Here is a 17795-nt window from a genome sequence, read left to right as displayed (position 1 = left end):
GGCTTGGGGGGGGGTGCGGGCGGGCGGGGGGGGCCGCGGGCCCGGCCGGGCCCCCCGCACTGCCCGCGTTCTCAGCGCAGGTCGTCCAGCAGGGCGGCGGCGGTGAAGAGCTCGACGCCCACGGTGATGGCGTGCTCGTCGACGTCGAAGTCGCCCTGGTGCAGGTCGCGGATGGTGCGCTCGCCCGGAGGCCGGACCCCGAGGCGGGCCATGGCGCCGGGAACGTGCTCCAGGTACCAGGAGAAGTCCTCGCCGCCGAGGCTCTGCTCGGTGTTCTCCACGGACTCCGGGCCGCGCCGGGCGATCATGGCGTCCCGCAGGAGCTCGATGGCACCGGCCTCGTTGACGACCGGCGGGACTCCGCGCACGTAGTTGATCTCCGACTTGGCGCGGTGCAGATTGGCCACCTCGTCGATGGCGGCGACCACGATGTCCGGGGCCAGCCGCCAGGTCTCCAGGTCGAGACAGCGCACGGTGCCGGAGATCTCGGCGTGCTGCGGGATGACGTTGGGCGCGTGGCCGGACTCGATCCTGCCCCAGGTGATGGCGAGCCCGCTGCGGCTGTCGACCCGCCGGCCCACCAGCGCGGGCACGTCGGTGACGACCCGGGCGGCGGCGGTGACCAGGTCCGTGGTCAGGTGCGGCCGGGCGGTGTGGCCGCCGGGTCCGTCGAGGGCGATCTCCAGCCGGTCGCAGGCGGAGGTGATGGGACCCTCGCGCAGCCCGATCCTCCCGGCGTCGACCCGGGGATCGCAGTGCACGGCGACGATCCGCCCGATCCCGTCCAGCGCGCCGTCCAGGATGGCGTCGGCGGCACCGCCGGGCAGCACCTCCTCGGCGGGCTGGAAGATCAGCCGCACCGGCCGGGGCAGCAGGCCCCGGCGGTGCAGCTCGGCGAGGACGAGCCCGGTGCCGAGCACGACGGTGGTGTGCACGTCGTGGCCGCAGGCGTGCGCGCGGTCGGGCACGGTGGAGCGGTACGGGCACTCGGTCTTCATGTCGGGGATGGGCAGCCCGTCGATGTCGGCCCGCAGCGCGAGCATGCCGGCGCCGGGGACGGCACCGGTGCCGGTGCGGGTGCTCGCGATGCCGCTGCCGCCGTCCCTCACCCCGATGTCACAGATGAGGCCGGTTCCGCCGGAGAGCACGCGCGGCGCGAGGCCGGCCCGCTCCAGCCGCTCCTTGATCGCGGCGGTTGTACGGAACTCCTGGTTGCCCAGCTCGGGGTGCATGTGCAGGTCGCGACGGAAGGCGACGAGCTCGGCGCGCAGGGCCTCGGGGAGCGTGCCCGGAAGCACGGCCCCTCCGGGCAGATCGATCTCGGTCTCCAGTGACATCAGTTGCTTCACCCTTTGAAGGGTAGGCCGCCGGGCCCTCCGACCGACCCCTGATCAAGAAAATTCAGCCCGTCAGTGGAAGAAAAACGGCAATGCCACGCTTAGCCGCCCTCCGCGGTGGGTAAGCTCCCCGCCCTCACACGCGGGGGAGCCCCCACGGATCACCGGAACCCACCGTCGCCCGAACGGCCGCTTCCGGCACCCGCACCACACTCCACCTCTCCTCGGTGTACCACGCATCGCCCGGGTCACGCGGACCGGTTCACCTGCCGGACACGGCGCCCCGCCGTCCACAGGTCCACACCCGCCACCCGCGCACCCGGGTGAAAACGCCTTCGGCGCCCCGGGCTGCGCCGAAGGGGTGCGGGGCCGTGCGCGCCGGCCCGCCGGAGTCCCTCCGGGCCCGCCCGTGCCCCGTACGCCGCCTCCTCAGAAGGCCGGTGCCACCGACACCGCTGCCAGGCGGTGGGCGTCCCGGGCCGTGCCCGTCACGTTGGAGAGGAAGCCCTGGGCCCGGGGGGAGGCGTGGTCGGTCAGCCAGGCCGGGTTGATGTCGCAGACCGCGACGCGGACCTTTGTGCCGGAGAGGGCCAGGGGGAGGGTGTGGACGACGGTCGACGGGAAGCTGAGGACCGTGCGGCCGATGGGGCCCCGGCGGGCGATCAGTTCGAGGGGGAGTTCGGGCCGGACGATCTCCAGGCCCGTCTCGACCGCGAGGCGGTGGAGTTTTTCGGCGCTCTCGCGGCGGTGGGCGAAGTAGCGGGTCGCACCGTGGGCCTTGGTGAGGGAGCGGACGGCGTCGAGGTAGGCGTCGGCATCCACCACGCCGGTTTCCACGAGGGAGGTGCCGACCATGTCGGCGGTCCTGGTGATGGTGGGCGGGCCGAACCGTTCCCGGGTCCAGGCGAAGGAGTTGGCGCTGACGGTGACACCGGCCGGGATGTCGTCGACCGGCATCGAGGAGAAGACCTCCACCCGGCGTCCGCCGCCCGGGGTGAGCCTGCGGCGGGCGATGCCGGAGACCGGGGCGAGGAGCAGGTCGCGGGGGCCGCGGCGGCCGCCCTTGCGGTGCCAGCGGACCAGGCGTTCGCCGCGCGCGAGCTGGCCGACGAACTCCATGGTCGCCGTGCCGTCGTCGACGACGACGAGGTCGCGGGCGCTGGTGATCGCCAGCATGAGCTGTACGTACCGCGAGAAGGGGTCGCCGAGGACGACCCGGGTGGCGTGGCGCAGCGGGCCCGCCAGGCCGCCTATGGTCTGGAAGGGCGCGCCCGCTCCGCCGCGCGCCTCCTCCCAGCGGACCTCGTGGCCCTCCTGGCGGGCGAGTTCGGACATGCGGCGCAACTGGCCGCGGGTCATGGGGTCGACGGGGGACAGCACCACGAGGGTGAGCCCCACGCCGGGTGCGTGCGCGTGCGCCCACTCCAGCACGTTCAGCAGTTGTACCGGGCTCTCGACGAAGGCGAGAGTGTGGGAGCCGGCGTTCCCGGCGCGAGGGCTCATCGACGTACGACCGTTCCCGTCGTCAGGGGATGGGGGGAGAGGGAGGAGGGTCAGACGGTCAGCGGCTCGCCGGCCGCGTCGGCGATCTCCGCCTCGGCGACGACACCGGGCACCCGGCGCAGCTTCTTCATCGGGCCCAGCTCGGACTCGTAGACCTTCTTGACGCCGTCACCGAGGGACTCCTCGATGGTGCGGATGTCGCGGACCAGGCGGGTGAGGCCCTGCGGCTCGACCGACGCGGCCTGGTCGGAGCCCCACATGGCGCGGTCGAGGGTGATGTGGCGCTCGACGAAGGTGGCGCCGAGGGCGACGGCGGCCAGCGTGGTCTGCAGGCCGGTCTCGTGGCCGGAGTAGCCGATCGGGACGTTCGGGTACTCCTGCTGGAGGGTGTTGATCACGCGGAGGTTCAGCTCCTCGGCCTTGGCCGGGTAGGTGGACGTCGCGTGGCAGAGCAGGATGTTGTCGCTGCCCAGGACCTCGACCGCGTGACGGATCTGCTTCGGGGTGGACATGCCGGTGGAGAGGATGACCGTGCGGCCGGTGGCGCGCAGGGCGCGCAGCAGCTCGTCGTCGGTGAGGGAGGCGGAGGCGACCTTGTGCGCGGGGACGTCGAACTTCTCCAGGAAGGCGACGGCCTCGGTGTCCCACGGGGAGGCGAACCAGGCGATGTTCTTGGACGTGCAGTACTCGTCGATCTGGCGGTACTCGTCCTCACCGAACTCCACGCGGTGGCGGTAGTCGATGTAGGTCATGCGGCCCCAGGGGGTGTCGCGCTCGATGTCCCACTGGTCGCGCGGGGTGCAGATCTCGGGCGTGCGCTTCTGGAACTTGACGGCGTCGCAGCCGGCCTCGGCGGCGGCGTCGATCAGCTTGAACGCGTTCTCGAGCTCGCCGTTGTGGTTGATGCCGATCTCGCCGGTGATGTACACCGGGCGGCCGGGGCCGGCTTCGCGGGTACCGAAGGTGCGAATGCGGGAGTTGACGCTCATGACCTGGGGTTTCCTTACTTGGGGAGGGAATCGAGAGAGGGGCCGAGGATCCAGCTGGCGATCTCCCGGATCGCGCCGTCGCCACCGGGGACGGTGGTGACCGCGCGTGCGGCGCCGCGTACGACGTCGTGGGCGCTCGCGACCGCCACGGGCCAGCCCACGAGGGCGAAGCACGGGAGGTCATTGACGTCGTTGCCGACGTAGAGCACGCGCTCGGGCGCGATGCCCTGTTCCCCGCACCACTGCTTCAGTGCGAGGTCCTTGCGGTCGATGCCGTGCAGCACGGGGATCTTGAGCTTGCGTGCGCGGGCGGCGACGACCGTGTTCTTCTCCGTGGACAGGACGAGCATCTTCAGTCCGCTCCTGCGCAGAGCGGCGATGCCGAGTCCGTCGCCGCGGTGCACGGAGACGAATTCCTGTCCGTCGGCGTCGATCAGCACCCTGTCGTCGGTCTGGGTGCCGTCGAAGTCGAGGACGACCGCGTCGATGTCGTCGGCGGTCGGGAGGGCGCCGGGGCGGTCCGCGTCGAAGAGCGGGGCCAGGGCGCGGGCGCGGGCGAGGTCGTGCGGGTCGTCGATCTCCAGGACCCGCGCGGGGTCGGTGCGGACGAGTTCGGTCCGGCCGAAGAAGCGGTGCCGGTGCTCGCGGAAGCCTGCCGCGTCCATCGCGTAGGCGGCACCGGTCTCCAGGAGGTCCTGGGGGCGGTCCTGGCGGCGGGGGCGGAAGGACTTGTCGTGGTTGACGCCGTAGCCGCCGCTGGGGGTGGCCGCCTGGTTGTCCGTCGGCGCCGCGTCGGTCGGTGTCTCGTCCGTCGGTGTCTCGTCCCGCCAGATGAAGCCGTGGAACGGGGCCACGGTCACCGCCGTGTCGGCGCCCTGGTCGGCGACCGCGCCGGCCACCCCGTCGATGTCCTCGCGGATCAGGAACGGGCTGGTGCACTGGACCAGCAGGACGACGTCCACCTCGGCGCCGTGCAGCGCCTCGTGGGCGTCCATGGCGTGCAGGACGGCGGCCTCGGAGGTGGCGAGGTCGCCCGCGATGGCGGCGGGGCGCATCACGATCTCGGCGCCGGCCTGCCGGGCGGCGGCCGCGATGGCCTGGTCGTCGGTGGAGACGACGACGTCCGTGACGTGGCGCGCGGCACGGCACTCGCGGACCGCGCGGGCCACCAGGGGCGCACCGCCGACCGGCGCGAGGTTCTTCGCGGGCACGCCCTTGGAGCCGCCGCGCGCGGGGATCACGGCGAGCACCCGGCGCGCCGGGGCGTCCTGGCCCGCTGGCGGTCGGTACATGGGATCAGCTCCTTGAGCCGGACGGGAAGGGAGGCGGTCTCGGCCGGCCGGAGACGGGGTGCTCACAGCTCGCCCATCCGCCGGATCACCGGGGCCACCCGCTGGACGCCGTGGCGGTAGGCGCCGCGCGCCGCGCGGCGCACGATCTGCCGGACCGGTCCGGGCTCCTTGTCGGCGGCGGGGGTGCCGGGCAGCGGGGTGCCGTCCGGGCCGAGGTGGTGGCGGGCGAGCAGGCCGGGCAGGTAGCCGGGCGCGGTGACGGTCGTGTAGTACGGGGCCGGCGGCGGCAGGCTGCCGGGGTGGTCGAGCAGCTTGGTGATGCGTGCCCGGGCGGCGTCGAAGGCGGTGTCGTACGACGCTTCCCCGGAGGCGGTGCCCCCGGCGGCGACACCCTGCCGGGACACCCACTCCTCGTCCGGCACCGGCCGGTGACCGGCGTCGAGCTGGTCCCAGGAGGCGAGGCAGCCGGAGCCGACGAAGTGGTGGTTGCCGAGTGTCTCCCGCACCCCGAGGTCGGTGAGGACCACGGTCGGGATACGGCGGTGCAGGGACTCCAGCGCGGCCGTGGAGCTCACGGTGACCAGCAGGTCGGTGCGGTCCAGGACCTCGCCCATGTGCCCGTACACCAGGCGGAAGTTGGCCGGCGGGTCGAGCCGCTGGACCAGCTTCTGGTACGGCAGTTCCTCGATGTGCGTGGTGTGCTCGCCCGGCTTGGAGCGCAGCTTGAGCAGCACCTCGCGCTCGGGGTGCCGGCGGGCGTGCTCGACCAGCCGGTTCAGCAGGTAGGTACGGTCCCGGCGGTTGTCCGGCACGGAGGGCTGGGCGGCGAAGACGACCGTGTAGGGCCTGCCTCCCCGCTCCGCGGACGGGTCGGGCTCACCGGCGTAGGCGGCCCCGCCGAGGAACGGCAGCGCGACCTCCGTCACCGAGCCGGCGTCGGCGCCCACGCCTTCGTACACGGCGCGGAAGCGCTCGGCGTCCTGGCGGGAGTTGGCGAGGACGAGGTCGGCGCCGTGGCGCAGCAGCAGGCCGTCGGCGAGCTTCTCGTAGACGACTCCGACGTACCCGGTGACGACGACGGGCCGCTTCGCCCGGCCGGCGGGGTCCTCGGCGCGGACCCCGGCGTCCGCCCAGACCCGCCCGAGTCCGTGCAGCATCGCCTGCACCCCGCCGCCGACCAGGGCGAGGACCAGGACGTCGTACGACTCCTCGCGCATGGCGTGCAGGAACTGGACCGCGGTCACCTCGTGGAGGGCGTCCGCCCGGACGCCGACCTCTTCGAGCTGACGGGCGGTGGGAGTCGCACGGCCCCGCAGGAGATAACCGTCCAGACGGATGTCCGAGTTCTCCGGGGCGATGCGGTTCGCGGTGAGCGATCCCCATTTCCACCGGGTGTCGGAATCCGCGAGGACGGCGACTCGCAGGGTCTTCTTCGCACTGGCTGGCACAACGAAGACGCTAGAAGCAATTTCTAGGAGCCGCCCAACCCAAATCCAACAAATGGTTAACAGGAGACCGCCGAACGGCGAATCACCCGGCCCGCCACTCGGAAAAATGTTCGCTTCACCGCTTCGCCACGCGCCGTTCATCCCGCATCAAGGTTCAATCAATGACGAATGACGGGCCGCCGCCTAACGTCGAAGACGTGCTCAAGCTCTCCGTCATCGTGCCGTTCTACAACGTGCGCCCATACGTCCCGGACGCCCTGCGAAGTCTGCGCGCCAACGCGCGGGACGACTTCGAATTCATTCTCGTCGACGACTGCTCGACCGACGGGACCACGGACCTCCTCGCGCGCGCCGAGCGCGAACTGCCGGGGGCGGTGCTGGTCGGACACGAGAAGAACGGTGGCCTGGCGACCGCCCGCAACACCGGTATGGACCGGGCCCGCGGCGAGTACCTGACCTTCCTCGACGGCGACGACTGGCTGGCGCCCGGCCATTACGCCAAACTGGTGAACGCGATCGAGGAACTGGGCTGCGACTTCGTCCGCACCGACCACGTGCAGTGCACCGCGCGGGCCCGGGTCGTGCACCGCGTCCCGCACGGCCGGCGCAATGTGGTGCTGGACCCGCGTGACGCGATCCTCCCCGCCCACCGGACCACCTCCGTCGACTACGCCTACGCCTGGGCGGGCATCTACCACCGCAGGCTCGTCGAGCGCGGCGTGCTGCACTTCACCGACGGGCTGCGCACCGCCGAGGACCGGCCCTGGATCTGGAAGCTGCACCGGGAGGCGGAGTCCTTCGCGGTGACCGGCCTCCTCGGGGTCTTCTACCGGCGCGGCATCTCCTCGTCGCTCACCCAGATCGGTGATGCCCGGCAGCTCGACTTCATTCGCGCGTTCGACCAGGTGATCGAGGAGACCGCGCGGGATCCCGACGCGGCGGCCCTGCTCCCGAAGGCCGTGCGCACGTACTGCGCCATCATTTCCCACCATCTGGGAACCATCGAAAGGTTCGAGCCGCCCGTGGCACGACAACTGAAGGCGATGAGCACCGCCGCGCTGCGACGCATGCCGCAGGACGTACTCGAGGACGCGCTCGGCTCGATGGACGCCGAGCGCGCCGGCCGGCTGCGCAGGCTGCGCCGCCGCGCGACGTCGGCCCCGGAGGTCGCCGCGTGACCACGCAGATCTTCATGGCGTCGACCCTGTACGGCACGGCCACGCTCGCCGCCGCGCTGGACTCGGGCTGCTTCGCGCCCGCCGACCGGCGGATCCTGTTGGTCTCCAACAACGCGACGACGCCCGAGACGACACCCGCCGTCGACGAGATGCCCGGGTTCGGGCGACTGCGGTCCCGGTTCGACGACGTGCTGTCGTGGAACGAGGCCATCTTCCCGTTCCACCCCGGCGGCTGGGAGCCGCGCCTGGAGGACGTTCCGCTGTGGGAGCGGTATCTGCGGCTGCTCTGGGAGCTCGGCGACGACGACCTCGCACTCGCCGTGGAGTCCATCCAGGTCAACCCTGCCCTCGGGATGACGCAGATCTTCACCGACGCGCCCGTCACGGTCTACGCGGACGGCCTGATGAGTTACGGCCCGACCCGCAACAAGATCGACCCGCTGGTCGGCACCCGGGTGGAGCGGCTGCTCCACCTCGACCTGGTACCGGGTCTCGAACCGCTGCTGCTCACCGAGTTCGGGGTGGCGCCGGAGATCGTGGCCACGCCGGCCTTCACCAAGGTGCTGGCCGAACTGGCCGACACCGGCGACGCGCTGCCGGACGTGACGGAGCCCGCGCTGCTCCTCGGCCAGTACCTGTCCGCGCTGAACATCCTCTCCGCCGAGGAGGAGGAGGACCTCCACGTGCGGATGCTGAAGGGCGCGGTGCACCTCGGTCACACCCGGGTGGTCTTCAAGCCCCACCCCACGGCCCCGGCACGCTTCACCCGCACCCTGGAGGAGGAGGCCGAGCGGCTCGGCGTCGCCCTCACGGTGGTGGACATCCCGGTCCTGGCCGAGGTGCTGTACCAGCGGATGCGTCCCGCCCTGGTCGTCGGCTGCTTCTCCACCGCCCTGCTGACCGCGTCCGCCCTCTACGGCCTGCCGGTCGCCCGGGTCGGCACCGAGACCCTGCTGAACCGGCTGACGCCGTTCGAGAACAGCAACCGCGTACCGGTCACCGTCGTCGACGCGCTGCTGCCGGAGCCGACGGACGAGGCGGCCGTCGCCGAGGGGCGCGGGCGCATGGCCACCGACGCCCTCGGCGACCTCGTGCGGACCGTCGGCTTCACGATGCAGCCGAAGATCCTGCCGGACCTGCGACCCGAGGCCGAGCGGTACCTGGCGACGCGGCTGGACGACACCACCCGGCGGTACTTCAGGAAGAAGCGGCTGACGTCCCTCGGGCTGCCCGGCGGGGTGCCGCCCCAGCTGGCGTTCCTGCCGCGCAACACCACTGTCCGCAAGGTCGCGCGCAAGGCGCGCAGGCTGCGCCGGACGATGATGCGCCGCTGAGCACACGGGGCACCCGCCCGGAGTACCGGTGCGGGGCGGGTGCCCGATTCGCCGGACGGGGCGGGTGCCACCGGCCTCATCGGCCGACCAGCCCTCCGATCCAGGTGAACGGCGGGTGAAGACCGAAGAAAGCCCGAGTCGCAACCAGCTGACTCCATGGATTCCATGGTGAACTGACGGTCACAGCCATAGGCTCACGACGCTTGCCGTCCTTCTCCGGCGTCACCCAACCCGTGAGGCATCCCATGACGAACCTCGGTCGGCTCTACCCGCTTCTCGACGACGTCCAGCTGCCGGACGACCTCCCCTACTCCCAGGTCAGCACCTGGGAACTGCGGTTTCTCTATCTGCTGGGGCGCCATCACCTCACGGGCGGGGACCGGCTGGTCGAACTGGGATCCGGTGGCGGCGGCTCCACCTACGCTCTCGCCCTCGGGCTGCGCGAGAGCACCCTCTTCGACGAGCGCCGGGGGCGTCTGCACGCGTACGACTTCTTCCGTGTGGGCAAGGGCACCTTCGCGACGGAGAAGTTCTTCGCCCCCGGCAGCAGGCCGGCCGACGACGGCTCCTTCCTGGACGACTTCCGCGGCCGCCTCGAGCCGTTCCTGCCGTTCCTGGAGATCCACGCCGGAGACCTCTGGAAGACCTCGGACCCCGAGGACACCAGCCCGATCGAGTTCCTGCACATCGACATCGCCAAGACCGCCCGGGTGTTCCGCTGTGTGACCGAGCGGTTCCTGACCAGGCTGCGGCCCGGCTCGGTCGTCCTGCACCAGGACTTCGCCGGTCCCCGGCTGCCGTGGCTGCACCACAGCACGGGCGCGCTGCTGCCGTACATCGCGATCGCCGGGCCGCCGATCCGCTCCACCCTCGCCTTCGAGGTCGTCCGGCCGATCCCCGAGGACGTGCTGGAGTCCCTCGCCGAGGACGCCTACTCCGTCGACGAGAAGCTGGCGCTGATCTCCGCCGTCCAGGAACGGATCGGCCTCGACCACACCGGCGGCATCCCCTTCAAGTCCGTCCTGGAGTTCGCCAAGGCCTACGTCGCCCACTACGCCGGCGACCACCGGCGGGCGTGGTCGCTGGCCAAGCCGCTGGTCGACGACGCGTACCTGAGCCGTACCCGTTCCGACCACTTCGAGCAGCTGCGCAGGGCGTACGACGAGGACCGGGCGAGGAACGGCGGCGGTTCTCGGCTGGCCCGGCTGGCGAAGAAGGCCGTGGGACGCTGAGTCCGCGGACTCGGCGCGGAAGGAGTCGGCGCGCGGCACGCGTGAGCCCCCGCCGCCCGTCCCGGAGGGTTTCCGGGCAGGCCGCGGGGGCTCGGCGTGTCACTCCCCGAGGATCGCCCTCAGGTCGGCCGCGTTCGCCTCGGTGACCTTCCACAGCGACTGCTGACGCTCGTGGACGTCGGCGACGGTCGCCGCGTGGCGGTCCAGGATGCCGGTCGCCCGCTCGGTGAGCACGGCGCCCAGGTTCCGGTCGTGCACGGAGACGCCCCACTCGGGGCGCTCGATGTCGGCCAGGAAGTACGCCATCTTCGGGTGCGAGATCAGGCTGATGATCGGCGTGCCCACCCCGAACGGGATCATCCCGGCGTGCCCGCGCATGCCGATGACGAGGCGGGTCTTCGCGTACAGGTCCCGGATCCCGTCGTTGTCGAAGTCGTACATGGGGATGACCGGCAGCGAGATGCCGTGCTCGCGGCGCAGGTCGAAGGCGATCCGCTCGTCGTCCAGGGAGTGCGCCACGCAGCGGACCTCGGTGTGCGCACCGATGCCCCGCACGGCCTTGGCGATCTCCGCGAGGAAGTGCCCGTAGTCGTGTCCGAAGCGCAGGCCCGCCCGGTCGTAGGCGGCGTTGAGCAGGACGGTGTCCTCGCGCTCGGCCGGGTCCGTCCAGCCCGGCACCAGCTGGCGGCTGACCGTGGTGGGGCAGGGCTGGAAGCGGACCTTGTCGTGCAGGTGGTCGGGGAGCATGGACCGCACCTTGGCGATGGATCCGTGGTTGCGCAGCCCGAAGAACGAGGACTTCTCCACCAGCAGGCGCAGGCTCTCGCGGAACCGCCCGGCCCGGTACGACTGGCCGTCGAAGGCGTTGAAGCCGACCGCGTACACCATGATCGGCACGTCGACGGCGCGCAGGTGCTCGTCGGGCACGTTCCACTGCCAGGCGCTGTTGCCGTTGGGCATGGTGTCCGGGATGAACAGTCCGCCGCCGCCGATGACCAGGCCGCGCCGGGCGTTGACCCGCTCCAGGGCGGCCTCGTCGAACAGCCGGTGGGCGTGGACGGAGTGCCAGCGGCGGGAGGTGGTGTCCGGCCCGAAGCCCAGGCGGACGGTCTCCGGCAGCAGCTTGTCACCGGCGTTGCCCTGGCGGTCCATGTAGAAGGCGACGTGCGCCAGCTGGTCCCCGGCGCCGCCCAGCTCCCGCTCGGGCACGGAGGCGGCGCGCTGCGCCCACAGCCGGCTCGAGCGGTGGGTGGGGTCGACGGAGATGCCGGCGGTGGCATGGCGCAGCGACGTGGCGTCGTCGCCGTGCACCCAGGCCACCTGGGCGAGCCGGGCGTAGGCGGTGGCAGCCCGGTTGGGAGCGGCGGCGGCGAGCAGCAGTTGCGCCTTGGCCTCGTCGTAGCGGGAGACGCTCATCAGGGCGTGCCCGAGCACCTCGTGCGGCCAGGCCGCGTCGAGCGGGATGTGCACGCTGCTCAGGATGTCGACGGCGTCCTGGTAGTCGCCGGCCGCGATGTGCGCGGCGGCCACCTTGCGGGCGCTCTCGACGTCTTTGGTGCGCGCGACGTGCGGGGTGCCCAGGTGCACCAGCAGGTCGTGGTGGTGGCCCCCGGGCTGAGCCAGGTAGGCGGCCTGGAACTCGGCGTCGGACAGGTCGAACCCGCGCCAGCGGTCCTCCGCCTGTCCGTATCCGGCCTCGCCGCCCTGCCAGGGCTTGTGGCGGCCGGTGAAGTGCAGGATCGCGGTGTCCTCGGGGACCGGCAGGTCGCCGGACAGGCGCCGCTTGACGAAGTTGTAGCGGGCGTCGAGACGGACGAAGTCGCCGTCCAGGACGGCGTTGAGGATGCCCTGGTCGTGCTTGTCGAGTTCGTAGTCGCCGCTGCGTCCGGTCGCGTCCAGCCGGGCGCAGAAGGCGTCGCTGAGGTACTCGCGCTGGATGACCAGCAGCCCGGAGTTCAGCTTGTGCTGCCCGTAGAAGAACTGCGGGACGGCGGCCAGTCCCTCACGCAGCCTCAGCAGTTCACCGAGGTCACGGAGGACGACCATGTCGGTGTCGAGCGTGATGATGGTGTCGTACTCGCGCAGCCGGAAGACGTCGAGGATGAAGTACGCCTTGCGGACCAGGTAGTTGTCCTGGTCGCCCTTCTTGTACGTGTCGTAGTGCTCGGTGTTCACCCGGCGCAGCACGATCCGGGGGTGCAGGGCGCGGATCCTGGCGATGGAGCCGGGGCGCAGGTCGTCGTGGAGGACGACGAAGTCCTCGCACACGCCCGGGTTGGACAGGGCGAGGCTGCGCAGGAGGGCGAGGAAGCCGGGCAGGTAGTTCTCGTCGACGTAGGAGGCGAAGGCGACGCGGCGCTTGCCGGTGAGCGCGTCCGACGAGAGAGCCGGCGCCAGGGGGGCGCCGGTCACGGCCCCGGGGGTGTTGGTCATCGCAGGGAGATCCTCATGTCGGTCACTCGCTGGGCCCGCTGCATGACCCATTCCTTCTCGCTGGTGTACTCGTGCACGGAGGTGATCGGCATCTTCATGGCTTCCGGCACGCGGTAGGCGCCGCTCTCGTAGAAGTCGAAGCCGATCAGGTCGAGGGTGGGGCTGACGTCCAGGAAGTCCAGCAGGAACAGCATGTTGAAGCCGGTGGTCGGAATGCCGGACCAGGCGTCGGAGCCGAGCTTGCCGATGTTGCGCACGGGCCAGCGCAGCGACTCGTCGCCGAGGTGGCGCTGGGCACCGGGCACCAGGCGGTTGCGCAGGGAGTACTTCCAGTCGCCGGAGATGCCGCCGAACACGAGCCGGGTGGTGACCGGCTGGTCCCAGTTGAAGCCGTGCTTGTGGATGGTGGCGTGGATGTCGGTGCGCCCGCCGGTGTGCTTCTCGTCGATGCGGTACGAGTTGAAACGGACCACCAGGTCGTAGGCGTCGATCTCGGCGCCCATCGAACTGCTGGCGACCCGACCCGAGTTGGCGATGAGACAGATGGACTTGCCGGTGATCAGGTTGCGGAACTCGCCGAGGCTGACCCACTGCACGCCGCCGATGGTGGGGTCGGCGACGGGGCCCCGCATCCGGTTGCGGCGCTGCTCGGCGTAGAGGGTGAGGGCCTCGGTGAGCGCGGGGAGGTCGGCGTCGCCGCGCGCGGCGCGCAGTTCCAGGTACTGGCTCAGGAGCTCCTGCCGGTCGGCGACCGGCGCCTGCTCGGCGGCCAGCGCGAGGAGCGCTCCCACCATGCGCGGCTCGGCCTGCGGCCAGTCCCCCACGGCGTGCGCGGCAAGGCCCTCGGCCCACACGTCGGTGGCGGGGCCGGCGGCGAACTGCTCCGCGCGCGGGCACTGGCGCCGCAGCAGGGCCAGCAGCTCCTGGTCCTTCTCCCTGGCGACGCGCAGTCCGGCGATCTTCGCGGAGACGCCGAACCCGTCGCTGTCGGTGAGTTCCAGGTACCGCTCGTAGGCGGGTACGGCCTCGGTCTCGTCGCCGAGGGCCTCCATCAGCCGGGCGCGCAGCCGCCAGCCGGCGCGGGAGTTCTTCCGCTGGGCGAGCACGGTGTCGCTGATGACCAGCGCGAGGTCCAGCTCGTCGTCGTAGCCGCACTCCAGGGCCTTGTTGGCGACGGCGAGCAGGGCGTCCAGCGCTTCGTTGGGAATGCCGGCGGCGGGGGCCGACGCACCCTTGACGGCCCGCTTGAGGCGGGCGGCGGTGCCGCCCGGCGCGGCGGTGGCGGCGCCGGCGTCACCGGTGGTGACCACGACGAGCAGCTTGCGCAGCTGCTCCGCGAGCTCGATTCTGCGGCGGTCCACACTGCCGACGAGTTTGCCACTGTGTACCGCGCAGGCACGCAGACAGTCGTCCAGCCCCCCTCCGCGCACACGTGCCCGTCTGTTCCGAACCGTCGTCATGGCACTCCTGGTTTTGCCGAACCGGCTGCGCGCTCAACTTATCGCGACAGCGTGGGTTGCGTTTTCTTCTGCGTGAGGGGATGTCGGGAGATTTTAGAAAGCCAAAACGACATCCAGGTGAACTCGTCTCTACCGGACGGGAAATCGTTGGCCTGGCGTTCGATTGCTCTCCGCCCGTCGGACTAACGTGCTGGCATACCCGCGGCCGAAGCCGGCCGGAATCATGGAGCACAGGGGTTTCCTTGACCAGCATGCTCGCCCGTCCGACGCCCGAAGAGACCCGGCGGGCGGAGCCGGGGAAGCCACGCGTCCGCCCCCGCCTGCGGGCCCTGGACGGACTGCGCCTGGTCGCCGCGCTGATGGTGGCCGCTTACCACTACGGCGGTCGGGGCGGCGACGTCACCACCGCCTGGGGAAGCTCCCCGAAAGACCAGTTCCCCACCCTGCACGAGTACTTCGCGTACGGCTGTCTCGGTGTCCAGATCTTCTTCGTGATCAGCGGGTTCGTCATCTGCATGAGCGGCTGGGGACGGCCGCTGAGGTCGTTCTTCGCCTCCCGGGCCTCCCGGCTGCTGCCCGCCTACTGGGCGGCGGTCGTCCTCGTGACGGCGGTGTTCGCGCTGCCTGCGGTCGTCCACGAGGCGGTCTCGCCGAGCGACGCGCTGGTGAACCTGACGATGCTCCAGCAGCCGCTCGGCGCGGACCGGGTGCTGGGAGTGTGCTGGACCCTGTGGGTGGAGATCCGCTTCTACGCCCTGTTCGCCCTGTTCGTGGTGATGCCGGGGGCGAGCCGGCAGCGGGTGATCCTGTTCTGCGCGGTGTGGACCATGGCCGCCGCGATCGCCGACGCCGCGAACGAGCCGCTGCTCGACCTCGTCCTCATGCCGGAGTACGCGCCGTTCTTCGTCGGCGGCATCGGCCTGTACCTCGTCCACCGCGACCGCAAGGACGCGTACGCCTGGGGCATCGTCGGAGTGAGCTGGCTGATCGGCCAGCGCTACGCGGTCCAGGACCTGTGGCACGCGCCGAGTGCGGACGCCTTCTCCCACCGGACCTCGTTCGGCATCATCCTGATCGTCACGCTCGGCTTCGTCGCGGTCGCCGCCATCGCGCTGGGTGGGCTGGGCTGGGCGAACTGGCGCTGGCTGACCGTCGCGGGCGCCCTCACGTACCCGTTCTACCTGGTCCACGAGCACCTGGGCTGGGTGGTCATCCACGGCCTCCACCGCGGCCTCGGCCTCGGCTCGGCGGAGACCTTCGCCCTGACCATCGTGGCGATGCTGCTGCTGGCCCGGCTGCTGAACCGGTACGTGGAGGAGAGGCTGACGCCGATGATCCGGACACGGCTGTCCCGGCCGACCCCCGAGCCGCTGTCCAAGGCGGCCTGAACACCCGGGGTTCGCGGGCCTGTCCGGCGAGTACCCCCTGCGCCGTGAGGAATCGGTTCGCACCCCGGTCGGCGGCCGCTTCGCCCGGTCGGCCGGATCCGGCCGGGGCGCCGGCCTCGATCCGGAGCGGACCCCGCGGGGGGGGGGGGGGGGGGCGCCCCCCCCCCCCCCCGGCCGCCCCCCCCCCCCCCCCCCCCCCCCCCCCCCCCCCCGGGGCCCACCGCCCGTTCCACGCCCGTGACAACGCGCGGAATCAGCTCAGAGGCAGAGGAGACAGATCCACCGGGGCGGCCCCCGCGACACGGAAGTTGTCGGCGTGCTCCAGCGTGAAGCGCTCCCAGCCACCGGCGACGCTGTCCGAGCGGGCTCGCAACTGGCCCGCGTCCTCACCCGTGTAGTTGGCCTCGGTCACGACGTACTTGCCGTTGGCCCGCGACTGCAGGGCGTACTTCTGGTCTCCCTGAGGTACCAGCGTGTACGACTCCCATCCTCCGGTGACGGCCTCACTGCGGGCGCGCAGCATCCCCTCGTGGGCACCGGTCCGGTTGAGCTCGGTGGCGACGAAGAGACGGCTGGCCTCCGACCGGAGCGCCACCGTCGCTCCGTCGTCACGGGTGTGGAACGTGAACTGTTCCCAGCCCGCCACCGTGTCACTGCGTGCCCGCAGCCTGCCCTCGTTCTCGCCGGTGGTGGTCACCGCGGCGGACACGTACTTGCCGTTCGCCTGCGCCTTCAGCGACCAGCGGGCGACCTGGGTGCCGATCCAGTCCGCGATGTCGTCCAGCCGGGTCTGCACCGCGCCGAGGCGGGTCTCCTCGGAGCCGAAGCATCCGCCTTGCCATGAACGGCTGCTGACAGCGACGAGCTCGTCCCCCTCGCTGCCGGAACGGACTGCCGGGCCGCCCGCGTCGCCCTTGCACACCGCGGCGCCTTCCCGACCCTCGATGTCCAGCTCCGCTTCCCGGGTGCCGGTGACGGAGAAGGTGCCGACGTGCAGCCGGGTGGGCGCCCACTCGTCCTTGGTGCGGCCGTATCCAGCCACGGACAACGCCTCTCCCACGGCGGGGGCCACAGCGCCGAGAGGCACGGGAGCGATGTCCCGCACCGGCGAGGACAGCCGCGCCAGCACCAGATCGCGATCAGCGCGGGGCACCAGTTCCACGATGTCCCGGACCTGGCCGGACGTGGACGTCAGGTCGGCGCGTCCGATGGTGGCTTCGGTGGGGAGGGGAGGCGCGCCCGCGGCGACCGACGCGTACCGGGCGGGGTCGTCGGCGAAGCAGCTCGCCGCCGTGACGATCCACCGCTCCTCCACGAGCGCCCCGGAGCAGGCTCGGTCCGTCTCACCTATCTCGATTCTCGCGACGTAGGCCTTCTCCCCGTCGCCGGCCGGGTCGCCCACCGTCGCCTGCGCCGGACCCGCGACGAGCGTTCCCGCCACGACCAGCACCCCGGCGAGCCAGGACCCGCATCTCGTTCTCTTGCTCACTCTTCCGCCCCTGTCACAGATCGTCGACCGCCTTCCCAGGTGTCGCGGCCCCTTCCTCCCCGCCCGCCGAGGACCAGGAGCCGCCAGTGCTGCCGCGTTCCCCGGACTCGGCACCGGCGCCGCCCCGGTGTCGTTGTTTCGACAGGCAGTTCGGACACTTCACGCACTAGATCATCCGGGCGGCGGTCTGCGGGCGGAAATGAAGAAATGAGCGCTTCCATCCCTCGAGGAAACCGGGATTCCCCTTTCCCTTTACCCCGCATTTCCCGTACGTTCAGACATCGGCGATGCAGCGGTGCCGGCACCACCACCAGGCATGAAGCCGACCGGGAACCGGAGGCGGACCGGCTCCGCAGCCTCGACCCCGGCCGCACCCGTCGGCAAGCGGAAAGACCGCCCTCTCCGGCGAATAAACCTTTCCCGCCCCGCCGCGCGGTTCGGCGGAAACCTTACGGAAATTCACTCACCTCACTGTACGCAATGTGTTTTTGACGCGAATGTCGGACACCTTCGGGTGGACAGGCGGCAGCTGAAAGCTTTAGATCTGACGGGGCCACAGATCCCTTCAGGTGCCCTGGGGTCCACAACCATGTGAGGAAGAGCATGAGGAAACGCGTTACGCGGACACTGCTGTCGTGCGCGGCGGCCGGGGCGGCCGTCCTGGGGCTGGGTGCGGGGCTCTCCGGCTCCGGACCGGGCGGGCGGGAGGCGC

General features: G+C 71.4%; 12 protein-coding genes. 4 read left to right on the top strand and 8 right to left on the bottom strand.

The window, feature by feature from the left end:
* Positions 1-71: 71 nt before the first annotated feature.
* The 5 genes from ORI94_RS33220 to ORI94_RS33200 all read right to left on the bottom strand — a co-directional run bounded on the left by ORI94_RS33220 (position 72) and on the right by ORI94_RS33200 (position 6569).
* Positions 72-1337: an amidohydrolase gene (locus ORI94_RS33220; protein WP_266082552.1), complete on the bottom strand. Its 1266-nt coding sequence runs from the start codon at positions 1335-1337 to the stop codon at positions 72-74.
* 429 nt (positions 1338-1766) lie between these two features.
* Positions 1767-2840, bottom strand: a complete 1074-nt coding sequence (locus ORI94_RS33215) for a hypothetical protein (RefSeq protein WP_266082521.1) — start codon at positions 2838-2840, stop codon at positions 1767-1769.
* Between the two features lie 50 nt (positions 2841-2890).
* The gene (locus tag ORI94_RS33210) at positions 2891-3829 is read right to left on the bottom strand and encodes an N-acetylneuraminate synthase family protein (RefSeq protein ID WP_266082519.1); all 939 of its coding nucleotides are present in this window, start codon (positions 3827-3829) and stop codon (positions 2891-2893) included.
* 14 nt (positions 3830-3843) lie between these two features.
* Positions 3844-5121 (bottom strand): acylneuraminate cytidylyltransferase, encoded by a 1278-nt coding sequence (locus ORI94_RS33205; protein WP_266082517.1) that lies wholly within the window; start codon positions 5119-5121, stop codon positions 3844-3846.
* Between the two features lie 62 nt (positions 5122-5183).
* On the bottom strand, positions 5184-6569 hold the full coding sequence (locus tag ORI94_RS33200; RefSeq protein WP_266082515.1) for a DUF6716 putative glycosyltransferase: 1386 nt from the start codon (positions 6567-6569) through the stop codon (positions 5184-5186).
* 197 nt (positions 6570-6766) lie between these two features.
* Between ORI94_RS33200 and ORI94_RS33195 the strand changes: the two genes are divergently transcribed.
* The 3 genes from ORI94_RS33195 (at position 6767) to ORI94_RS33185 (ending at position 10313) form a co-directional block, all read left to right on the top strand.
* Positions 6767-7747 carry a glycosyltransferase family 2 protein gene (locus tag ORI94_RS33195; RefSeq protein WP_266082551.1) on the top strand — a complete coding sequence of 327 codons (981 nt, stop codon included), beginning with the start codon at positions 6767-6769 and terminating at the stop codon, positions 7745-7747.
* Positions 7744-9081 (top strand): polysialyltransferase family glycosyltransferase, encoded by a 1338-nt coding sequence (locus ORI94_RS33190; protein ID WP_266082513.1) that lies wholly within the window; start codon positions 7744-7746, stop codon positions 9079-9081. Before ORI94_RS33195 ends, ORI94_RS33190 begins: the two co-directional genes overlap by 4 nt.
* Before the next feature lie 245 nt (positions 9082-9326).
* The gene (locus ORI94_RS33185; protein WP_266082510.1) at positions 9327-10313 is read left to right on the top strand and encodes a class I SAM-dependent methyltransferase; all 987 of its coding nucleotides are present in this window, start codon (positions 9327-9329) and stop codon (positions 10311-10313) included.
* A 99-nt stretch (positions 10314-10412) separates the two neighbouring features.
* On the opposite strand, the gene ORI94_RS33180 is transcribed toward ORI94_RS33185, so the two are convergent.
* Positions 10413-12746 carry a glycosyltransferase gene (locus tag ORI94_RS33180; protein WP_266082508.1) on the bottom strand — a complete coding sequence of 778 codons (2334 nt, stop codon included), beginning with the start codon at positions 12744-12746 and terminating at the stop codon, positions 10413-10415.
* A complete protein-coding gene (locus tag ORI94_RS33175) occupies positions 12743-14107 on the bottom strand; it encodes a glycosyltransferase family 29 protein (protein ID WP_266082506.1) in 1365 nt (454 codons plus the stop codon). The genes ORI94_RS33180 and ORI94_RS33175 overlap by 4 nt, the downstream gene beginning before the upstream one ends.
* A 350-nt stretch (positions 14108-14457) precedes the next feature.
* On the opposite strand from ORI94_RS33175, the gene ORI94_RS33170 reads away from it, so the two are divergent.
* Positions 14458-15594: an acyltransferase family protein gene (locus ORI94_RS33170; RefSeq protein WP_266082550.1), complete on the top strand. Its 1137-nt coding sequence runs from the start codon at positions 14458-14460 to the stop codon at positions 15592-15594.
* A gap of 253 nt (positions 15595-15847) precedes the next feature.
* Here ORI94_RS33170 and ORI94_RS33165 read toward each other — a convergent pair whose 3' ends face one another.
* Complete coding sequence (locus ORI94_RS33165) at positions 15848-17083, bottom strand: trypsin-like serine protease (protein ID WP_266082504.1); 1236 nt, start codon at positions 17081-17083, stop codon at positions 15848-15850.
* Positions 17084-17795 lie beyond the last annotated feature (712 nt).

Origin of the sequence: Streptomyces sp. NEAU-W12, from assembly GCF_026242095.1 — a bacterium.
Taxonomy (GTDB): Bacteria; Actinomycetota; Actinomycetes; order Streptomycetales; family Streptomycetaceae; genus Streptomyces.
This window is presented reverse-complemented; position numbering and strand designations above follow the sequence as displayed.